The following is a 17,658-nucleotide window of genomic DNA, read 5'->3' as shown; positions in this document are numbered from 1 at the left end:
GATTAATTTAATATATATGGGACTTAATAAGTCCCGGTGGTTGTGTAAGGAGGAACAAAAATGAAAAAGATAGCTATTTTAACAAGTGGTGGAGATGCTCCAGGAATGAATGCTGCCATTAGAGCTGTTGTAAGAAGTGCACTTCAAAATGGATTAGAAGTAATGGGTGTACGTAGAGGATATAGTGGCTTAATTAATGGTGAATTATTTAACATGGACAGATCATCTGTATCTGATATAATCCAAAGAGGTGGAACAATACTTAGAACTGCAAGATGCCAAGAATTTAAGCAAGAAGAAGTAAGAAAAAGAGCTGCTAAAATTTTAAAAGCTTATGGCGTTGATGCATTAGTAGTAATCGGAGGAGATGGATCTTTTACGGGAGCCAAGCTTTTATCAAAACTAGGAGTTAAAACAGTTGGATTACCAGGAACAATTGATAATGATTTAGCTTACACAGATTTCACATTAGGATTTGACACAGCTTTAAATACAGTAAATGATGCAATAAACAAAATAAGAGATACATCAACTTCTCATGAAAGAGTTTCAATAGTAGAAGTTATGGGAAGAAATTGTGGTGATATAGCTGTATATGCAGGAATAGCTGGTGGTGCCGAAGCAGTAATAGTTCCAGAAGAAAAATTTGACAAAGAAGCATTAATAAGAACTATTCTTGAAGGAAAAGCAAATGGCAAGATGCACAACTTAATAATATTAGCTGAAGGTGTTGGAGGAGCTTACGAACTTGCTAAAGAAGTAGAAGAAGTTACAGGAATTGAAACAAGAGCTACTATTCTAGGACATATTCAAAGAGGTGGTAGCCCAAGTGCAACAGATAGAGTTTTAGCATCAAGAATGGGTGCTAAGGCAGTAGAAGTTTTATTACAAGGAAAAACTTCAAGAGTTATAGGAATCAGAGATAACAAAATAATAGATGAAGATATAGATGAAGCATTAGCAATGCCAAGAAAGATAGATGAAGATTTATATAAATTAGCTACAGTTTTATCTTAGTTAATAGCTACAATACATTAATTTATTAATATATTGTAAGTAATTTTGCTAAAACTAATTAACATAGAGAAAAATTATTTTTTGAAAGAGGGAGTGTATTTTTAAATGAAAAAAACAAAAATGATTTGTACAGTAGGTCCAGCAAGTGAAACTGAGGAGATAATAACTAAGTTTATTGAAGCTGGTATGAATGCTTCAAGACATAATTTCTCACATGGTGATCATGAAGAACATCGTGGAAGAATGGAACTTGTTAAGAAAGTTGCAAAAAAATTAAACAAGGAAATAGCTCTTGTATTAGATACTAAGGGACCAGAAATAAGAACAGGTAAATTTGAACCTAAGAAAGTTGAATTACAAAAGGGAGATGAATTTACAGTATATGCTGGTGGAGATGTAGTAGGTGACACAACTAAGTGTTCTGTTACATATGAAGGTCTTGCTAAAGATGTTAAACCAGGAAACACTATTCTTATAGATGATGGTTTAGTAGGATTAACTGTTAAATCAATTGAAGGAAATGCAATAAAGTGTGAAGTTGCAAACACTGGATTTGTTGGAACTCACAAAGGTGTTAATGTACCAAACGTTTCAATCAAATTACCTGCATTAACTGAAAAAGATGCTTCTGATTTAAAATTCGGATGTGAAATGGGAGTTACTGCTGTAGCTGCATCATTCATAAGAAAGGCTGAAGACGTACTTGCAATAAGAAAATTATTAAATGAAAATGGTGGAGAAAACATCTTAATCATTTCTAAGATAGAAAACCAAGAAGGTGTTGATAACATAGATTCAATACTTGAAGCTTCTGATGGTATTATGGTAGCTAGAGGAGATCTTGGTGTTGAAATTCCAATAGAAAATGTACCAGGTGTACAAAAAATGATCATTGAAAAATGTAACAATGCTGGTAAGATAGTTGTTACTGCAACTCAAATGCTTGATTCAATGATGAGAAACCCAAGACCAACAAGAGCTGAAGTATCAGACGTAGCTAATGCTATATTTGATGGAACTGATGCTATAATGTTATCAGGAGAAAGTGCTAATGGTGATTATCCAGTTGAAGCTGTTCAAACAATGGCTAAGATTGCTGAAAAGACTGAAGCACAATTAAAATATCAAGTAGCTGTTTCAAATGCTAAGCATCACATTCCAGCAATTGCAGGTGTTATTTCAAGAGCAACTTGTAATGCTGCTGCAGAATTAGAAGCAACTGCTATAATATCTTCAACTCAAAGTGGAGCAACTGCAAAGAGATTATCTAAGTGCAGACCAGAATGCCCAATAGTAGCTGTAACTCCTTGTGATAAGGTTGCTAGATCACTTGCATTCTCATGGGGTGTATATCCACTAGTTGCAAACAAGATGGAATCTACAGATGAAATGATGGAAAAATCAGTTCAAATAGCAGAAAAAGAAGGATTTGTTAAGAAAGGTGATACTGTTGTAATCGCTGCTGGTGTTCCAGTTGATAAGATTGGTGCTACTAACTTAATGAAAGTTTCTGTAGTAGAATAATTTTAAATTTAAATAATAAAAAGGTGCTACTATATAGTGCCTTTTTTATTTACAAAAAATTAATATTTATATAAATATAATTTAGTATATAATGTATATTAGCTTAAAAATAAGCAATAATTTAAATAGGAATAGGTGGCAACCATTCTTCGAGAGACAATGCAAATATGAAAATATTTGCATTGTCTTATTTTCTTTGTAAAAATTATACATATTGCGTTTTAAATAATCATATATTTAAAATGTAGATGGAAATAATGATTAGAAAGTGATTTAGGAGGTAGTAAAATGAGATTTTTCCAAAAAGCAATGATAAATAGTTACTACTGGAATGATGAAAAGATAAAGGATCTACATGAAGATGTTATAAAAAGAAGTATAGGAACTTATAGAGGATTTTTCTCAGAATATGGACAAGCTGTAAGAATAAACAAATTAGATTTAATAAAAGAGAAAGAAATAATTAATGATATAAATAATGAAGATAAACTTAAAAGGCATAGATATATAATGGATTTTATTAAGGATGATTCAAGTAAAGTTGTGAAGTTCACAGTTTATTTTAGTTATTTAGAAAGAACACTAATAAATTTATATAATTTTAGGTTACTGGATTGTGCCTCTATTAGAGCGGGTTAAGTTAATATACTTTAAATTTTATAAAGCAAATAAAAAAAGTTAGATATTTAAATAACCATTTATATTATACTTATTAATTGATATAATAAATATCATAAATAAAGATAATAGGAATGGTGAAGTATGAATAAAGACTCACAGTTTGTAAAAAAAAATGAAGAATATATTATGGATATAATTTCGGAAGGTTATGAAGGTGAAGGAGTAGCTAAAATAGAAAATTATCCTATATTCATAAAGGGGGCTATAATAGGAGAAAAGGTTAAAGTAAAAATTATTAAAGTTAATAATAAATATGCATTTGGAAAGATAGAAGAAATAATAGTAAAAAGTCCTTCCAGGGAAAATACAAAATGTAAAATAAGTAAAAGATGTGGTGGTTGTACACTACAACATATGAATTATAATGCACAATTAGATTTTAAATATAGAAGAGTTAAGGATTGCATTTCAAGAATTGGAGGGCTTAATGATAATATAGTCAAATATCCAATAGGAATGAAAGAAAATCCTTTTGAATATAGAAATAAAGTTCAATTACCTATAGGAATTGTTAAGGGAAAAGTGTCAATTGGCTTTTTCGAAAATCGTAGTCACAATATAATTGATATGGATGAATGTATCATTCAAAATAGAGTGGCAAATGAAATATGTAATATAACAAGACAGTGGATAATAAAACACAATATATCCACTTTTAAAATAGATGGTGTTTATAACGAAAAGGGAATTTTAAGGCATTTAATGATAAGAAGCTCTAAAGATTTAAGTGAGATAATGGTGGTATTAGTATCAGAATGTAGAAATATTCCTTATATAGATGAATATATAGATGAACTTAAGATGAAAATTAAAGGATTAAAAAGTGTAATAATAAATATTAATAATAAAAATACCAATGTAATTCTTGGAAATGAATGTATAACTGTTTATGGAAAGGATACAATACAAGATTACATAGGAGATTTCAAATTTAATATATCACCACTTTCTTTTTTTCAAGTTAATCCAGTTCAAACTGAAGTTTTATACAATAAGGCATTAGAATTTGCAAAGCTTACAGGCAATGAAAAAGTAATAGATGCTTATTGTGGTACAGGAACTATAAGTTTATTTTTATCAAAAAAATCTAAAGAAGTTTATGGCATTGAAATAATAGAGCCGGCTATTTTAAATGCTAAAGAAAATGCAAAAATAAATAATGTTAATAATGCTGAGTTTTTTGTAGGAAAATCAGAAGAAGTAATTCCTGATCTTATAAATAAGGGGATAATTCCAGATGTAATTGTAGTTGATCCTCCAAGAAAAGGTTGTGATAAAAAATTATTAGATTCTATAATTAAATCTAATATAAAAAAAATAGTTTATGTTTCTTGCGATCCTGCAACACTAGCAAGAGACTTAAAAATATTGTCACAAAAAAAATATGAAGTTAAGGAAGTTCAACCTGTTGATATGTTCCCTCAGACTAAGCATGTGGAAACAGTGTGCTTGCTATCGCGTAAATCCCCAGTTTAAGCGGGGTTCAGGGCTTTTTTGAAGATTATGTACCTGTGTTTTTAGCAGGAAAAAATGTATATAGAACCCAGAATTTCAAGATGGGGGTAAAAAATTGAGGCACCTAAGACGTGCGCGAATAGTATAAATTAAGAACTATAAAACCGCATTCTGTCTATCTATATTGGCCATGAATGCGGTTTGCTTTTTAATTACTACAAGATAATAATATTTCTTGTATTTTATTCGATCCTTTTCCTTGTGTGGAATGACTATAATCAATATTTGTTAATGAAACATTTTTGAAATATGCCTGAGCGATTTCATGTAACCTGTCAACAGACACTAAGCCTTTATTAGAATAACTTATCAGAAGGTTAACATTGTTGGACTTACAATAATCAAAGATACTAATAACTCTTAAGCCCAGATAATTATTTGGACAAAGCATATTAGTATACGGTATACTAAATATAGTAATTATTGGAGGTAATTTATGAAAGGAAAAACTTATTCAGAAGAATTTAAAAATCAAATACTAAACGAAGTAAAAGAGGTAAGAAATATTTCTTTAGTAGGAAGAAAACATGGAATATCTACTAGTACAATTTCTACTTGGATAAGTAGAACAAAGAATAAAGATAAGATTAAAGTAAAACCAGTTAGAAAAGCTTTAGTTGAGAGGAAAAATAGTATAGAAGAATTAAATGAAGTAACTCAGGAAAATGACAAATTGAAAAAAATATTAGGTGAAAAAGACTTAGAAATAGCCATTCTTAGAGACTTATTAAAAAAAGCAAACCCTCAATTAAAGATAAAATAGAAGTTGCCAATAAATATATAAATGCAGGATATTGTGTCTCTTTAGTTTTAAAAATAGTTAAACTTGGTAGATCTACATACTATTATAATATGAACTATAAAGTTAAAAATGAGGACAAGGTAAAGCCCGCTGGGCGTAAGCCAATAGGATATTCTTTAACTAAAAATAACAAAAAAGTATGTGATGATGAAATTAAGGATTATATTATAGAAGGTATTAATGGAGATGCTCAATATTATGGATATAGAAAAATAACACATTATTTAAGACGTACATATAATTTAGTTATTAATTTCAAAAAGGTATACAGGCTTTGTAAAGAATTAGACGTCCTTAGAAATCAAAGAAAAACATATCCTAAAGCTAAAAGAATATTGGCTTCTAATAGGACTGTTATTGCTTCAAATCAGGTATGGGAAATTGATATAAAATATGGATATGTTCAAGGAGAAGATAAGTTTTTCTATACTTTAAATGTAATAGATGTATTTGATAGAAGCATTATTGATTATCATATGGGACTACATTGTGAAGGAAAGGATGCTGCAGCCCTTATAAGACGTTGTCTTATTAAGCGAAATCTATTTATAGAAAGTGCAGAAAAACCTGTTATAAGAAGTGATAATGGTCCACAATTTATTAGTCATATATTTGAAGAAACATGTGCCAATTTGAATATTGAACATGAAAGAATTCCTGTAAAAACACCTAACAAGAATGCCCATGTTGAATCATTTCATAGGATTTTAGAGGATGAATGTTTTAAAATAAATGAATTTGAAACATATACTGAAGCTTATAGAATAGTTAATGAATTTATGATTTTTTATAATGAAAGAAGATTACATTCGAGTTTAGGATATATAACACCAAAGGAATTTTATAACCTTCATCTTGGAGAGAATCTACAAAAAATTTGCATAAAGATATAAAAGTGAGAAAAACTTAGAATTTAATAGATTTTATCCAATATAAAGGGGTTAATCCGGTATGTGTTGTGGCAACATTTGCTGCAATTCAAGAAGGATATTATATTAGAAAAGGACGAGAAATCGTTTAGTTTTTAAGAGAAAAATTTAAAGATGCAGGAGCAAAAAATATGAGAAAAGATATTATAATCAGACAGGAAAGTGCTAAGGACTATAAAGAAATTGTGTCATTGATTCTACGGTCTTTCCAGGAAGGTACAAATTATTCAGATGGAAGTGATATTATTGCTTTGATATAAGAAATCAGAGTGTCTAAGTACTATATTCCGGAACTGTCGTTTGTGGCGGAACTGGATGGAAAGATAGTAGGACATTTTTTGTTTTCGAAGTTCCCATTGTCCCCAAATGCAGATGGCGGGAATGGAGATGATAGTGATATTGTGATGCTGGCGCCGGTATCGGTGCATGCTGATTATTTACACCAGCATATAGGTGTCACTATGTTGACATTGGGCATTCAAAAGGTAAGAGAGAGGGGGTATAATAAAAGGGCATGGCGGTTATGTTGTTTATGACATGTATTACAATGCATAAGAGATGAAAAATGGGATTTTTAAGTAAGGCAGTAACATGATTTGAATTATGAGGTCAAGTGATTTGGCACAATGAGATAGGAGGAATTATATGATGAAAAACTTAAAGATGAGAACTGTACTAACAGGTGTGATATCGATTATAGTTGTAATTTGTATTACAATATTGTACCTTAGTGCGCAGTCGGGCATGACGGCACTAATGAAAAAGTCTGCGTTGGAAAATATGAAGTTAGAATTAAATGCGCAGGCAACGTTAATTGAGGAATATATTGACCATCAGGAGGATTTGCTGGTGGAATATAGTGTGAATCCTTTGGTAGCAGATTATTTGAAAAATCTTTCCGATCAGGATAAGCAGAAAGCAGTGCAGGAATTTACGCAGGAGTATTATGGATGTCTGGATAATTGGGAAGGGCTATATGTAGGAGAATGGAATACGCATGTTGTTGCCCATTCAAATCCGGAGGTAGTTGGTATTACAACGCGTGAAGGAGAAGGCTTAAAAGCACTTCAGGACGCTATTACAAATGCAAATGGAGTTTATAATGCGGGTATTATCGTATCACCTGCATCACAAAAATTGGCCCTTTCCATGTATTGTCCCGTTTTTGATGCAGATAATAAGACAATATTAGGTTACGTCGGCGGAGGACCATTTGCAGAAGGTCTAGAGGGGATTTTAGGTAATTTAAGAACTACAGAAAGTGAAACTGCAAAATATACCATGATTAATGTTACATCAGAGATGTATATATTTGATGATGACGAAACACTAATTGCACAGCAAATAGAAGATGAAATGTTATTGAAGGTAATAGAGCAGATAGCAGCCAACCCCGGTGTAGAAAGCGGAGATATTTTGTGTAAGAATGAGGCGGGGGAGGAATATGTTGTGTCATATCAATACAATTCCGCACATGGTTGGGCAGTCGTATCCAGAGACAGCGAAAAAAAATTATATGCAGAAGTATATGATATTATGGCAGAACTGGGAATAATATGTCTCGTTTCATGTATAATGATAGGAGGACTTTCGTGGTTATTTATTCATATCAGTACAAAACCTTTAGCAAATGTGACACAAACATTACTTAACTTAAAGGATTTAAAAATCTATAAAGAGGATAAGTTAAGAAAGTACATAGGTTGTAAAAGTGAAATCGGACAAATTGCGACAGCATTGGATTCATTAAGTGATTCCTTTAGTGATATTATAGGTACACTTGGAATATGCTCTGATTCTTTGAATGATTCGGCTGTGAAAATGACGGAATCCTCTGAAATATTAATACGGTGTGTAGAAGAAAACGCAACAGCTACGGAACAATTTTCAAAGCGTATGGTTCAGGTTAACAATACAGTGGCGCAGGTAGATGAGAAAATCGGTGAAGTTGCAACTGTGGTTTCGCAAGTGGAATCTAAGATTAAAATGGGTAATACAAAGAGCACAGAGCTGATGGATAAGGTTTTGGAAATGCGTGAACTTGCCAGTGCATCTTTGAGTAATACGAATATTAAAATCGAAGAAAATCATAATGCGATACAGGAGGCTATGGTTAATCTACAGTCTCTGACACAGATAGATGAAATGGCAAAACAGATTTTGGACATTACAAGTCAGATAAACCTATTGTCATTAAATGCATCCATTGAGGCTGCAAGAGCAGGTGAAGCAGGAAAAGGTTTTGCCGTTGTAGCAGGAGAAATCGGTAATTTGGCGAACAGTTCCTCACAGACAGTAAATGAAATTCAGGCAATTTGTGTAAAAACGAAAGAGAATATTGCCAAGGTGCAGGAATGTTTTGATAATATTATAGCATTTATGCAGAAAGACATAAAAACACAGTTTGAAGATTTTGTACAGGCTACAAATGAATATAATACATCTATTGCACAAATTCAGGAAGTGATTGACGAGGTAAGTGAATGCTCTGATGTATTTGTGCAGGCGGTTGCAAACATTCAGAACCAAATCGATAATGTTCAAAATACTCCTTCGGGTGATATTGCCAGTACAGATGGTATTATGGAAAAAGTGGAGCAGACAAGGCACACAACGGAAGAAGTGGCAGGGATTGCGAAAACAAATGAAGAAAATGCCTTGTCAATTAAGGGAATTGTGGAACGCTTTTCATATTGAGAAAAGAAAATCTTATAAAACGAAAGCACTCGGAATTCTGAGAGGTTTGCCCCACAATATGGTGCAAACCTCTCAGTTATTTAGTATATAACAGGGAACTTCCCTGTCGGCAGATGGACCAGGGTCTTTCGACCAGCCCGACCAGCAATATTGTTACCTGCTATTATAAAGGAACAGATAACAGCGGTCAATTGAAATGTGTATGGAGGTAGACAGAACTGAAAGGTAAAAAAAATTCTCATTAAATTGTATAGAAATCTACGCATTTCCCGTGTGATGAAGTAAAATAAAAGAAAAACTTTGTCTCACAGGAGGGCTTATGGGAAGGAAAGAACAAAGAATTAAAAATAAGTTAGAAAAAAATTCAATAAAAGAATGTCTGAGTATTCAAAAAAAGTTTTATCCAAGACTATTTAATAAATTTAATGAGGTAGCTGATCCACGTAATTCAAGCTATATTGATTATTCAAATCGTGTTATGTTAGGAACATTATATTTTAAATCAATATGTTCAGTTCCATCTATGCAGAGTATGACTAATTATTTTAATAAAGAAGAAGTAGTTTCAAATATTTATAATATCCTTGGAGATAAAGAAAAGGAGTATCAGCCTCATTATGTAACGCTAAATGAATATTTAGAACGATTAAATCCTAAAGAACTTGAAAATATTCAGCATGATATAGTGTACCGAATGATTCGAAGAAAGACATTTAATGATGCTGAGTATTCAATAAAAAAACTTAGTGATGAGGAAATAAAACAAGATTGAGAAAGCAAAGCATTTTTACGCCTTTCACAAAAGTTAAAAAAGGCATATCCTAGACTTCCTATTTGTATACTTGCAGATGGACTTTATGTGTCTGAAAAAGTAATTAATAGATGCAAAGAATATAACTGGGACTATATAATTCGTTACAAAGAAGGCTCAGCATCAAGTATAGCACAAGAATATAATGCTAATGCTCAAAAATGCCACTATTTAATGGAACAGATAGCGGATTTTATAAAGCAGCTTTATGAATACTTTTTCTTAAATAAAAACGAGATAAAAAAGAAACAAAAAAATATATCTTCTGACTTGTTAGCTAGCATTAGCAGGCAACTAACAGCAAAAGATATATCAACAATTGATATGCCTTTCAGGTCTGATTATATATACTAAATCTTGCTTATTTTATTCTATATTGATATAATTTAAATATACAATCTGAGAGAAAGCATCAACCATACGGATGAGATTGGACAAAATTATGATGCTAATGTAACTGCATTCCAGAGTGGTAAAGGTGATACTATTGCTGATGAACAGGAGGTATGGGCTATGAAAATAAAAAAGATACGAGTAAAATTGTTGATAACGATGATTCCTATTATTGTTCTTTCTATGGCACTTCTTACCTATGTAAGCGTTAATCAAAGTAGAAAATTGATCAATGAACAGATTACCAATACACGAACAGCAGAACTGGAAGCACAGAATGGTAAAATGTTGGAGTATCTATCATCTGTATCAAATATGGCTGATACAATAGCCGCTTTGGTTGAGAAAGGTTATAAAGATATACCTATGTCTGAGTATGAAGAAATACTGGGTAATGTTATTATGGATAATGATATCGTACTTGGTAGTGGTTTATGGTTTGAGCCTTTTGCATATGATCCGAAAGAAGAGTATATGGGTCCATACGTTTACAAGGATGGAGATACTCTGGTAACTACATATGATTATAGCAATGCAGAGTATAACTACTTTGAACAGGAGTATTATACAATGTGTGTAAATGCCCAGGGAGCACAGTTTACAGTTCCATACTATGATGAGACTTCTAATACAATCATGTCATCCTGTGCAGCACCAATTATTGTCGGTGGAAAGTATATTGGATGTGTAACTGTAGATATTGAATTATCTACTATTACAGAGTTAATAAGTCAGATTACTGTTGGTAAATCTGGATGGGCAACACTTACTACAGGTAATGGTACATATATTGCAGGAGCAGATGAAGATAAGATAAAAAATGCAGAGAATATATTAAATGACAGTAATGCTTCGCTTGCAACCTTAGGAAATGTAATTTTGGAAAATGAAACAGGTAGTGGAGTTTACCAGGATACGAGCCTTGGAAGAATAAACGTGAACTATGCTACAATTGATTTGACTGGCTGGAAACTTTTACTTCAGTTACCTGATAAAGAATTAGTTACGCCTATTAACAGAATTATTACTGTCATGATCGTAGTTGCACTGATTGCACTTGTAGCAACGATTTTAAGCGTGGCACTAATTGTAAATAATATTTCAAAGAGTATAAGCAGAGTAAATGATTTTGCAGGTTCATTAGCTGATGGTGACTTTAGTGTAGAACATATCAAGGTTACGTCAGAAGATGAACTTGGTAGAATGAGCAATTCACTTAATAATATGTATGATAGTAATAAAGGTGTTATTCAGAAGATTAGTGATCATTCTGTTGAAATCGGAAAGAACAGTGAAGTACTAAAATCATCTTCAAAAACTCTTGAAGAGAAGTTTGAACAGATTAGCGAATTCATGAAGGAAATCAATTCATCTATGCTTTCAACAAGTGCAGCAACCCAGGAGGTAAACGCTTCTTCAGAAGAGGTATTATCGAATGTTAATTTACTGGCACAGGAAGCTGGACAAAGTCTAAAGATGGCTGATGAGATCAGAAATAGAGCGGAAATAGTTAATCAGAACAGCCAGAAATCTTTTGAATCTGCCAATACCTTATCAAAGAGATTTGAACAGAGTCTTGAGGAGAGTATTGCAAATTCGAAGGTGGTAGAAAACATTGGACAGCTTGCAGATGTTATTTCTGAAATTGCTGAACAAATAAATCTTCTCTCATTAAATGCTTCGATTGAAGCAGCTAGAGCTGGTGAAGCAGGTAAAGGATTTGCGGTTGTAGCAGCAGAAATAGGAAGCCTTGCTAACAATACAGCAGAAACAGTTGCTCAGATCAAGAATACCATTTCTGATGTTAGAGGTGCATTTGAAGGATTATTAGACGAAGCAAATGAAATGCTTAGCTTTTTGAAAAATACAGTAAGTCCTGATTACAGCAGTTTTGTTGATGTAGCAAAACAGTATGGACAAGATGCAGAGAGCATTGATGAAACATCAAATAAGCTTTCAAAAATGTCAGATGCGATTAGAGAGATCATGCAGGAAGTGACGGATGCAATACAGAATATTGCAGAAGCTACGCAGGTTACGACAGAGTTAAGTACAGATATCATGGATAACATTGAAAAGGTTTCAGAGAATGTTTCAGGTATTGCAGAAATGTCTCATGAACAGGATTCTATTGCAAAAGATCTAGGAGAAGTAGTGGGTAAGTTTACACTTTAATAAATAGTTGGTTTTCTCTCTGATTTCATAAATATGATGGCAAGGTGAAATTTGAACAGGAACAGGATAGATTTGTGGTAAAAGGTTTTTTGAACTGTAAGAACTGGTGTCAGGGGATTGCATGAAGCAGTTTATTATTGTAATGAAAAAGGCTGAACAATCAAGTTCAGCCTTTCATGAGTAGAATATAGAATTTCTAATATGACCGAATAATAACTGTATAAAAAAGTGTTGACAATCCAAGTTGTTTGATGAACAAAAAAGAATTATTTGTTCTACCATAATAATCTGTAATTTAGGAAGATCCTACAAGTCTTTACATATCTATTTATTTGTAAATATTAGTTTTTATAATGCAGGTAATCTGGTTGTTTACCTGCATTCTTTATATTTCATACTAATTTCTGTTTTTTACATTAAGTTTAAATATATATAAGGGCAAAGAAATTATTTATGTATTTTGACGATAATATGTTTTATAACTTACAAATAAAGGAATTAATAAATATTGAATAATGTAAAAAATCTGTAAAAAAGAGTAGTATTTTACAAAAATACAAGATAAAATGTAATATAATATAGTATAACATATACAATAGTTACACTATAGGGGGGATACAGATATGGACAATAAAATAATTATAACAGGAGTTAATGCAAATAATATATTTGATCAAAGTATTATTTCTAAATTAGAAGATATATACGAACTCACAATAAGTAAACCTACAGATAAAGATATAAAAGAAAATATTGAAGAATATGAACCAACTGCTGCAATTTTATGTGTTGCTGAAGATGGCGATATATCATTGCAAGTATTTAATATAATTAAAAAGAATAGTAATATTCCAGTGTTGATAATTGGAACAGTTTCTGCATGTGCTGCAGCAGAAGAGGCTATAGGAAAAGAGAACATTATTTATGAGATAATTCCCCCTTTTGGAGTAGTTGAGATTCAAGTAGCTTTAGATGAATATTTTGAACAACAAAAATTAGAAAATAATGAAAATGATGATTTTGATTTTGATGATTGTCTTGATGAGGAACCAAAAGATCAAGTTCAATTTAGTGAAGGCTATAATTATTATGAAAATGAAAGTGAAAGTGATTATGGAACTAAAGCTGTTGATAATTATATGCACAATGATAATGAGAAAAAAAAGATATTAATAATTGATGATGACATAAAGGTACTTAGACTTATGAATGTATATTTATCTGATAAATATGATGTGACAATTATGAAAGATGGTCGAAGTGCTAGGAGATATTTAAGAACAAATATTCCACATTTAATATTATTAGATTATGTTATGCCATTAGAAGATGGTCCTGAAGTATATAGAAAAATTAAGTTGGTTGATAGACTTAGAAAAATACCTATTTTCTTTTTAACAGGGGTTGCAGATAGTAAAAAGGTAAAAAAGGTTCTTGAATTAAAACCAGAGGGATACATATTAAAGCCTGTAAGACGTAATGAATTGTTAGAAAGGTTAGATAGTTTTTTTAGCACGTATATTTATTGATATTATTATTTTAATATTATTAATAAAAAAATAAAGGATATGATGAAAATGAAGGAAGATGATAGAATACCAAATAAAAATGTATTGGATGATATTATATATACAAATGATAAATGTATAGGATGTAATAAGTGTATATCAGTGTGTCCAGTTCCATTTGCCAATGTTGTTGTTCAAAATCAAAAAACTGGAGCAAGAATGGTAAAAGTTAATACAGATAAATGTATCGTATGTGGTAAGTGTATTGAAGTATGTAACCATGGAGCAAGGACATATAAGGATGATAGTAAAAAATTTTTTATAGATTTAGTAGCGGGAGAAAAAATAACAGTTTTAATTGATCCAGCATTTAAATTTAAATATGAAGATATATATTATAACGTTATTGGTTACCTTAAGTATTTAGGTGTTTCTCATGTATATAATACAGCATACGGATCTGATATATTAACATGGCTTTATGCTGATTTCTTAAAAGATAATAATTATAACGGATATATATCATCTACTTGTCCTATAGTTATTAATTATATTGAAAGATATAAACCTGAACTTATTAATAAACTTATGCCATTTCATAGTCCTTCCATTTGTACAGCAATATATGCTAAAAAGTATCTTGGTGTTTCAGACAAACTAGCTTTAATTACTCCATGTATACAGAAACAAGAAGATGTAAATGGAAATGATGTCATATCATATCATATTACATTTAATGGATTATGCAACATGATAAATGGTATAAATATAGAAAAATATGAAGGAAAAGAAGAAAATACTTTTGGTAATGGTGCTGTTTTTTGTTTGCCAGGAGGAATTAAGGATAATATAGAAAGTGTGTTAGATTTTAATTATGGTGTTTTATCTATTCATGGTTGCAATGATGTAAAATCTTATTTGGATACATATAAGAAGTATGTTAATAATCAAATTATGTTACCAACATTAATAGAAGCATCTAACTGTGCAAAAGGATGTGTTGGTGCTATAACAACTGGAAGATTAGAAAAAGAAAATACAACATGGATTTCAGCAAATAAGTTTAAAAGACAGTTTGCTCAGAAAAATAAATATTATATACAGTATGTTAAGTTTGAAGAACGTATTAATAGAATGAATAAAATCTTTGAAAAATTAAATAAAGAGGATTTTAAAAGAAATTTCTCCTGTGATTCTTCTAAGAAAATTGTAAAAGAAAATAAATTATCACAAGAAGAAATTAACAATGTATATAATTCTATGTATAAGTATACAGCTGAAGATAGAAGGAGAAATTGTAGTGCATGTGGTTATAGGTCATGCAAGGATATGGCAGAAGCTATTGCCCATGGATACAATAGTAAAGAAAATTGTGTTTTCTATATACAAAAAAAGGTCATAAGAGAGAAAAAGCGACTTGAAGAATTATACAAAAAAACATCTTCAATTAACGAAGAGCTTATTAAAGAAGCAAAGCTTAAAACAAATTTTGTAGCTAATATGAGTCATGAAATAAGAACTCCTATGAATGCTGTTATTGGAATGGCGGAAATGGCTTTGAGAGGAAATTTAGACAATGATCAGAGAAAATACATAAATGAAATAAAAACTTCTGGTAAAAATCTTTTGACAATAATTAATGATATATTGGATTATTCTAAGATTGCTTCAGGTAAAATGGAATTAAGTGTTAATTCTTATGAAATATTATCATTACTTAATGATGTTATTAGTGTTATTAATGTAAGAATACAAGATAAAGATTTAGACTTGTTAGTAGACATAGATCCAACTATACCAAGAAGATTGTTGGGTGATGATGTAAGAATAAGACAAATGATGATAAATATACTAAATAATGCAGTAAAGTTTACACCAAGTGGTACAGTAACTATTAGAGTTTCCTATGAAAGGCAAGAAAAATCAATTATTAATTTAATAGTAGAAGTTGAAGACACTGGTATAGGAATAAAAGAAGAGGATTTAGATAAATTATTTGTTTCTTTCCAGCAGTTAGATAGTAAAAAGAATAGAAATGTTGAAGGAACAGGATTAGGACTTGCTATTACTCAGATGATTGTACAACAAATGGGAGGAGAAATAACAGTTAATAGTACATATGGAAAGGGATCTAATTTTAGTTTTTGCATACCACAAATGATAGATGTTGATGAAAGTTCAATATTAGTAGGCGATAAGGATACAAAAGTAGCATTTATGTTATCAAAGGATGCAGAAATTGATTCTCTATCAAGTATATTAACAAAACTAAACATAGAATATTTTGTTTGTAATAGTATACAAGATATTAAGTATGCATATCTTAATGGTGTTAAATTTATTTTTATTGGATACTATAAATATAATAATGATGTGAAAGATTATATAAAAAGCCTTAAAGACGTAAAGGTAAGAGTTATAGTAGACAAAAGGTATGATGATGTTGACGAAACTATAGACAATTTAAATCTACCAATAACATGTATGAGTATTGCATCTGTATTAAATAACAAAGAAATTTATGAATATGAACAAAATAAGGAAAACGATTATTTGTTATTTGAGGCACCAGAAGCTAATATATTAATTGTAGATGATAATGTTACTAATTTAACTGTAGCAGAAGGACTATTAGAGCCTATTAATATGAAGATAAAAACAGCAACTAGTGGTGAAGAAGCAATTATGCTTGTAAAGAAAAAAGATTATGATATTATCTTTATGGATCATATGATGCCAATAATGGATGGAGTTGAAGCTGCAAAAATTATTAGGAGCTTAGATGGAGATAAATATAAAAAGGTTCCTATTATAGCACTTACTGCAAATGCAATGAAAGATGCCCAAGAAATGTTTATTAGGGAAGGAATGAATGATTTTGTTGCAAAGCCAATTGAAATGAGAAGTATTGTATCAAAAATTAGAAAGTGGCTTCCAGATTATAAAATTAAAAAATGTACTAATTCAAATTTAGATAATAAGGTAGATGAAATAATTAAAATTGATGGATTAGATGTATCAGTAGGATTATCTTATACACAAACAGAAAAAATTTATAAAAAGGCTCTTAGAGACTATTATAGAGATATAGAGAAAAAATCAGATTTGATAGAAAAATATGCAAAGGATAATCTTATTCATGAATACACAATAGAAGTACATGCGTTGAAGAGTTCATCTAAAATAATTGGAGCTGTAGAACTTTCAAATATGGCAAGGGATTTAGAAGAAGCAGGAAATAATAATGATATAGATAAAATAAAAAATGAAACACCTAAATTGATAAAACTATATAGAAGTTACTTAAGTGTTTTAGAACCTTATGGACAAGATGAAAAAACTCAAGAACCTACGGAAAAAGTTACAGATGAACAGTTAAAACAAGAAGTAGAAAAGTTGTTAACTGCTATTAAGAATTTTGATATTGGAGAGGCTGAAGAGATAGCAAATAGAATATCATCATTTGAAATTAATGAAGAAAATCAAAAACATTTTAACGAAATAAATTCATTAATTGAAGAATTGGAATATGAGGATTGTGAAAACAAATTAATAGATTGGCTTAGTAGTATTTAAAGTCAAGCATAGCTTAAAGTCAAGCAATGC

At 30.7% G+C, this 17,658-nt stretch carries 14 protein-coding genes; all 14 read left to right on the top strand.

Annotated elements, in window-relative coordinates; genetic code table 11:
* Window positions 1-60 precede the first annotated feature (60 nt).
* A complete protein-coding gene (pfkA, locus tag ACTNAO_RS02150; RefSeq protein ID WP_441046071.1) occupies window positions 61-1,017 on the top strand; it encodes a 6-phosphofructokinase in 957 nt (318 codons plus the stop codon).
* A 105-nt stretch (window positions 1,018-1,122) separates the two neighbouring features.
* Window positions 1,123-2,541, top strand: a complete 1,419-nt coding sequence (pyk, locus tag ACTNAO_RS02145) for a pyruvate kinase (protein WP_441027909.1) — start codon at window positions 1,123-1,125, stop codon at window positions 2,539-2,541.
* A gap of 288 nt (window positions 2,542-2,829) precedes the next feature.
* Window positions 2,830-3,180 (top strand): hypothetical protein, encoded by a 351-nt coding sequence (locus tag ACTNAO_RS02140; protein WP_441027908.1) that lies wholly within the window; start codon window positions 2,830-2,832, stop codon window positions 3,178-3,180.
* A gap of 123 nt (window positions 3,181-3,303) precedes the next feature.
* On the top strand, window positions 3,304-4,698 hold the full coding sequence (gene rlmD, locus ACTNAO_RS02135; RefSeq protein WP_441027907.1) for a 23S rRNA (uracil(1939)-C(5))-methyltransferase RlmD: 1,395 nt from the start codon (window positions 3,304-3,306) through the stop codon (window positions 4,696-4,698).
* 475 nt (window positions 4,699-5,173) lie between these two features.
* Window positions 5,174-5,500, top strand: a complete 327-nt coding sequence (locus ACTNAO_RS02130; RefSeq protein WP_441027906.1) for a transposase — start codon at window positions 5,174-5,176, stop codon at window positions 5,498-5,500.
* Window positions 5,464-6,432 carry an IS3 family transposase gene (locus tag ACTNAO_RS02125; RefSeq protein ID WP_441027941.1) on the top strand — a complete coding sequence of 323 codons (969 nt, stop codon included), beginning with the start codon at window positions 5,464-5,466 and terminating at the stop codon, window positions 6,430-6,432. Before ACTNAO_RS02130 ends, ACTNAO_RS02125 begins: the two co-directional genes overlap by 37 nt.
* Window positions 6,433-6,599: 167 nt before the next feature.
* A complete protein-coding gene (locus ACTNAO_RS02120; RefSeq protein WP_441027905.1) occupies window positions 6,600-6,728 on the top strand; it encodes a hypothetical protein in 129 nt (42 codons plus the stop codon).
* Window positions 6,729-6,737: 9 nt separating this feature from the next.
* Window positions 6,738-7,004 (top strand): GNAT family N-acetyltransferase, encoded by a 267-nt coding sequence (locus ACTNAO_RS02115; RefSeq protein ID WP_441027904.1) that lies wholly within the window; start codon window positions 6,738-6,740, stop codon window positions 7,002-7,004.
* A 109-nt stretch (window positions 7,005-7,113) separates the two neighbouring features.
* Window positions 7,114-9,165: a methyl-accepting chemotaxis protein gene (locus tag ACTNAO_RS02110; RefSeq protein ID WP_441027903.1), complete on the top strand. Its 2,052-nt coding sequence runs from the start codon at window positions 7,114-7,116 to the stop codon at window positions 9,163-9,165.
* 319 nt (window positions 9,166-9,484) lie between these two features.
* Window positions 9,485-9,937, top strand: coding sequence for a transposase family protein (locus ACTNAO_RS02105; protein ID WP_441048042.1), 453 nt, complete (start codon window positions 9,485-9,487; stop codon window positions 9,935-9,937).
* Window positions 9,938-10,024: 87 nt separating this feature from the next.
* The gene (locus ACTNAO_RS02100; RefSeq protein ID WP_441046068.1) at window positions 10,025-10,330 is read left to right on the top strand and encodes a hypothetical protein; all 306 of its coding nucleotides are present in this window, start codon (window positions 10,025-10,027) and stop codon (window positions 10,328-10,330) included.
* Between the two features lie 159 nt (window positions 10,331-10,489).
* The gene (locus tag ACTNAO_RS02095) at window positions 10,490-12,544 is read left to right on the top strand and encodes a methyl-accepting chemotaxis protein (RefSeq protein ID WP_441027094.1); all 2,055 of its coding nucleotides are present in this window, start codon (window positions 10,490-10,492) and stop codon (window positions 12,542-12,544) included.
* A 623-nt stretch (window positions 12,545-13,167) separates the two neighbouring features.
* Complete coding sequence (locus ACTNAO_RS02090) at window positions 13,168-14,073, top strand: response regulator (RefSeq protein WP_441027092.1); 906 nt, start codon at window positions 13,168-13,170, stop codon at window positions 14,071-14,073.
* A gap of 48 nt (window positions 14,074-14,121) precedes the next feature.
* Entirely contained in the window at window positions 14,122-17,628 is a 3,507-nt protein-coding gene (locus ACTNAO_RS02085; protein WP_441027090.1) for an ATP-binding protein, read from the top strand.
* Window positions 17,629-17,658 lie beyond the last annotated feature (30 nt).

Origin of the sequence: Clostridium sp. HCP1S3_C6 (assembly GCF_052066735.1) — a bacterium.
Taxonomy (GTDB): Bacteria; Bacillota; Clostridia; order Clostridiales; family Clostridiaceae; genus Clostridium.
The sequence above is the reverse complement of the archived record's forward strand: the minus strand, read 5'-3'. Positions and strand labels throughout refer to the sequence as shown.

Coding starts and splice junctions, on each gene's coding strand:
- rlmD (WP_441027907.1), top strand. CDS start 3,304: ATGAATAAAGACTCACAGTTTGTAAAAAAAAATGAAGAATATATTATG.
- pfkA (WP_441046071.1), top strand. CDS start 61: ATGAAAAAGATAGCTATTTTAACAAGTGGTGGAGATGCTCCAGGAATG.
- pyk (WP_441027909.1), top strand. CDS start 1,123: ATGAAAAAAACAAAAATGATTTGTACAGTAGGTCCAGCAAGTGAAACT.
- ACTNAO_RS02095 (WP_441027094.1), top strand. CDS start 10,490: ATGAAAATAAAAAAGATACGAGTAAAATTGTTGATAACGATGATTCCT.
- ACTNAO_RS02110 (WP_441027903.1), top strand. CDS start 7,114: ATGATGAAAAACTTAAAGATGAGAACTGTACTAACAGGTGTGATATCG.
- ACTNAO_RS02120 (WP_441027905.1), top strand. CDS start 6,600: ATGAGAAAAGATATTATAATCAGACAGGAAAGTGCTAAGGACTATAAA.
- ACTNAO_RS02090 (WP_441027092.1), top strand. CDS start 13,168: ATGGACAATAAAATAATTATAACAGGAGTTAATGCAAATAATATATTT.
- ACTNAO_RS02085 (WP_441027090.1), top strand. CDS start 14,122: ATGAAGGAAGATGATAGAATACCAAATAAAAATGTATTGGATGATATT.
- ACTNAO_RS02140 (WP_441027908.1), top strand. CDS start 2,830: ATGAGATTTTTCCAAAAAGCAATGATAAATAGTTACTACTGGAATGAT.
- ACTNAO_RS02105 (WP_441048042.1), top strand. CDS start 9,485: ATGGGAAGGAAAGAACAAAGAATTAAAAATAAGTTAGAAAAAAATTCA.
- ACTNAO_RS02130 (WP_441027906.1), top strand. CDS start 5,174: ATGAAAGGAAAAACTTATTCAGAAGAATTTAAAAATCAAATACTAAAC.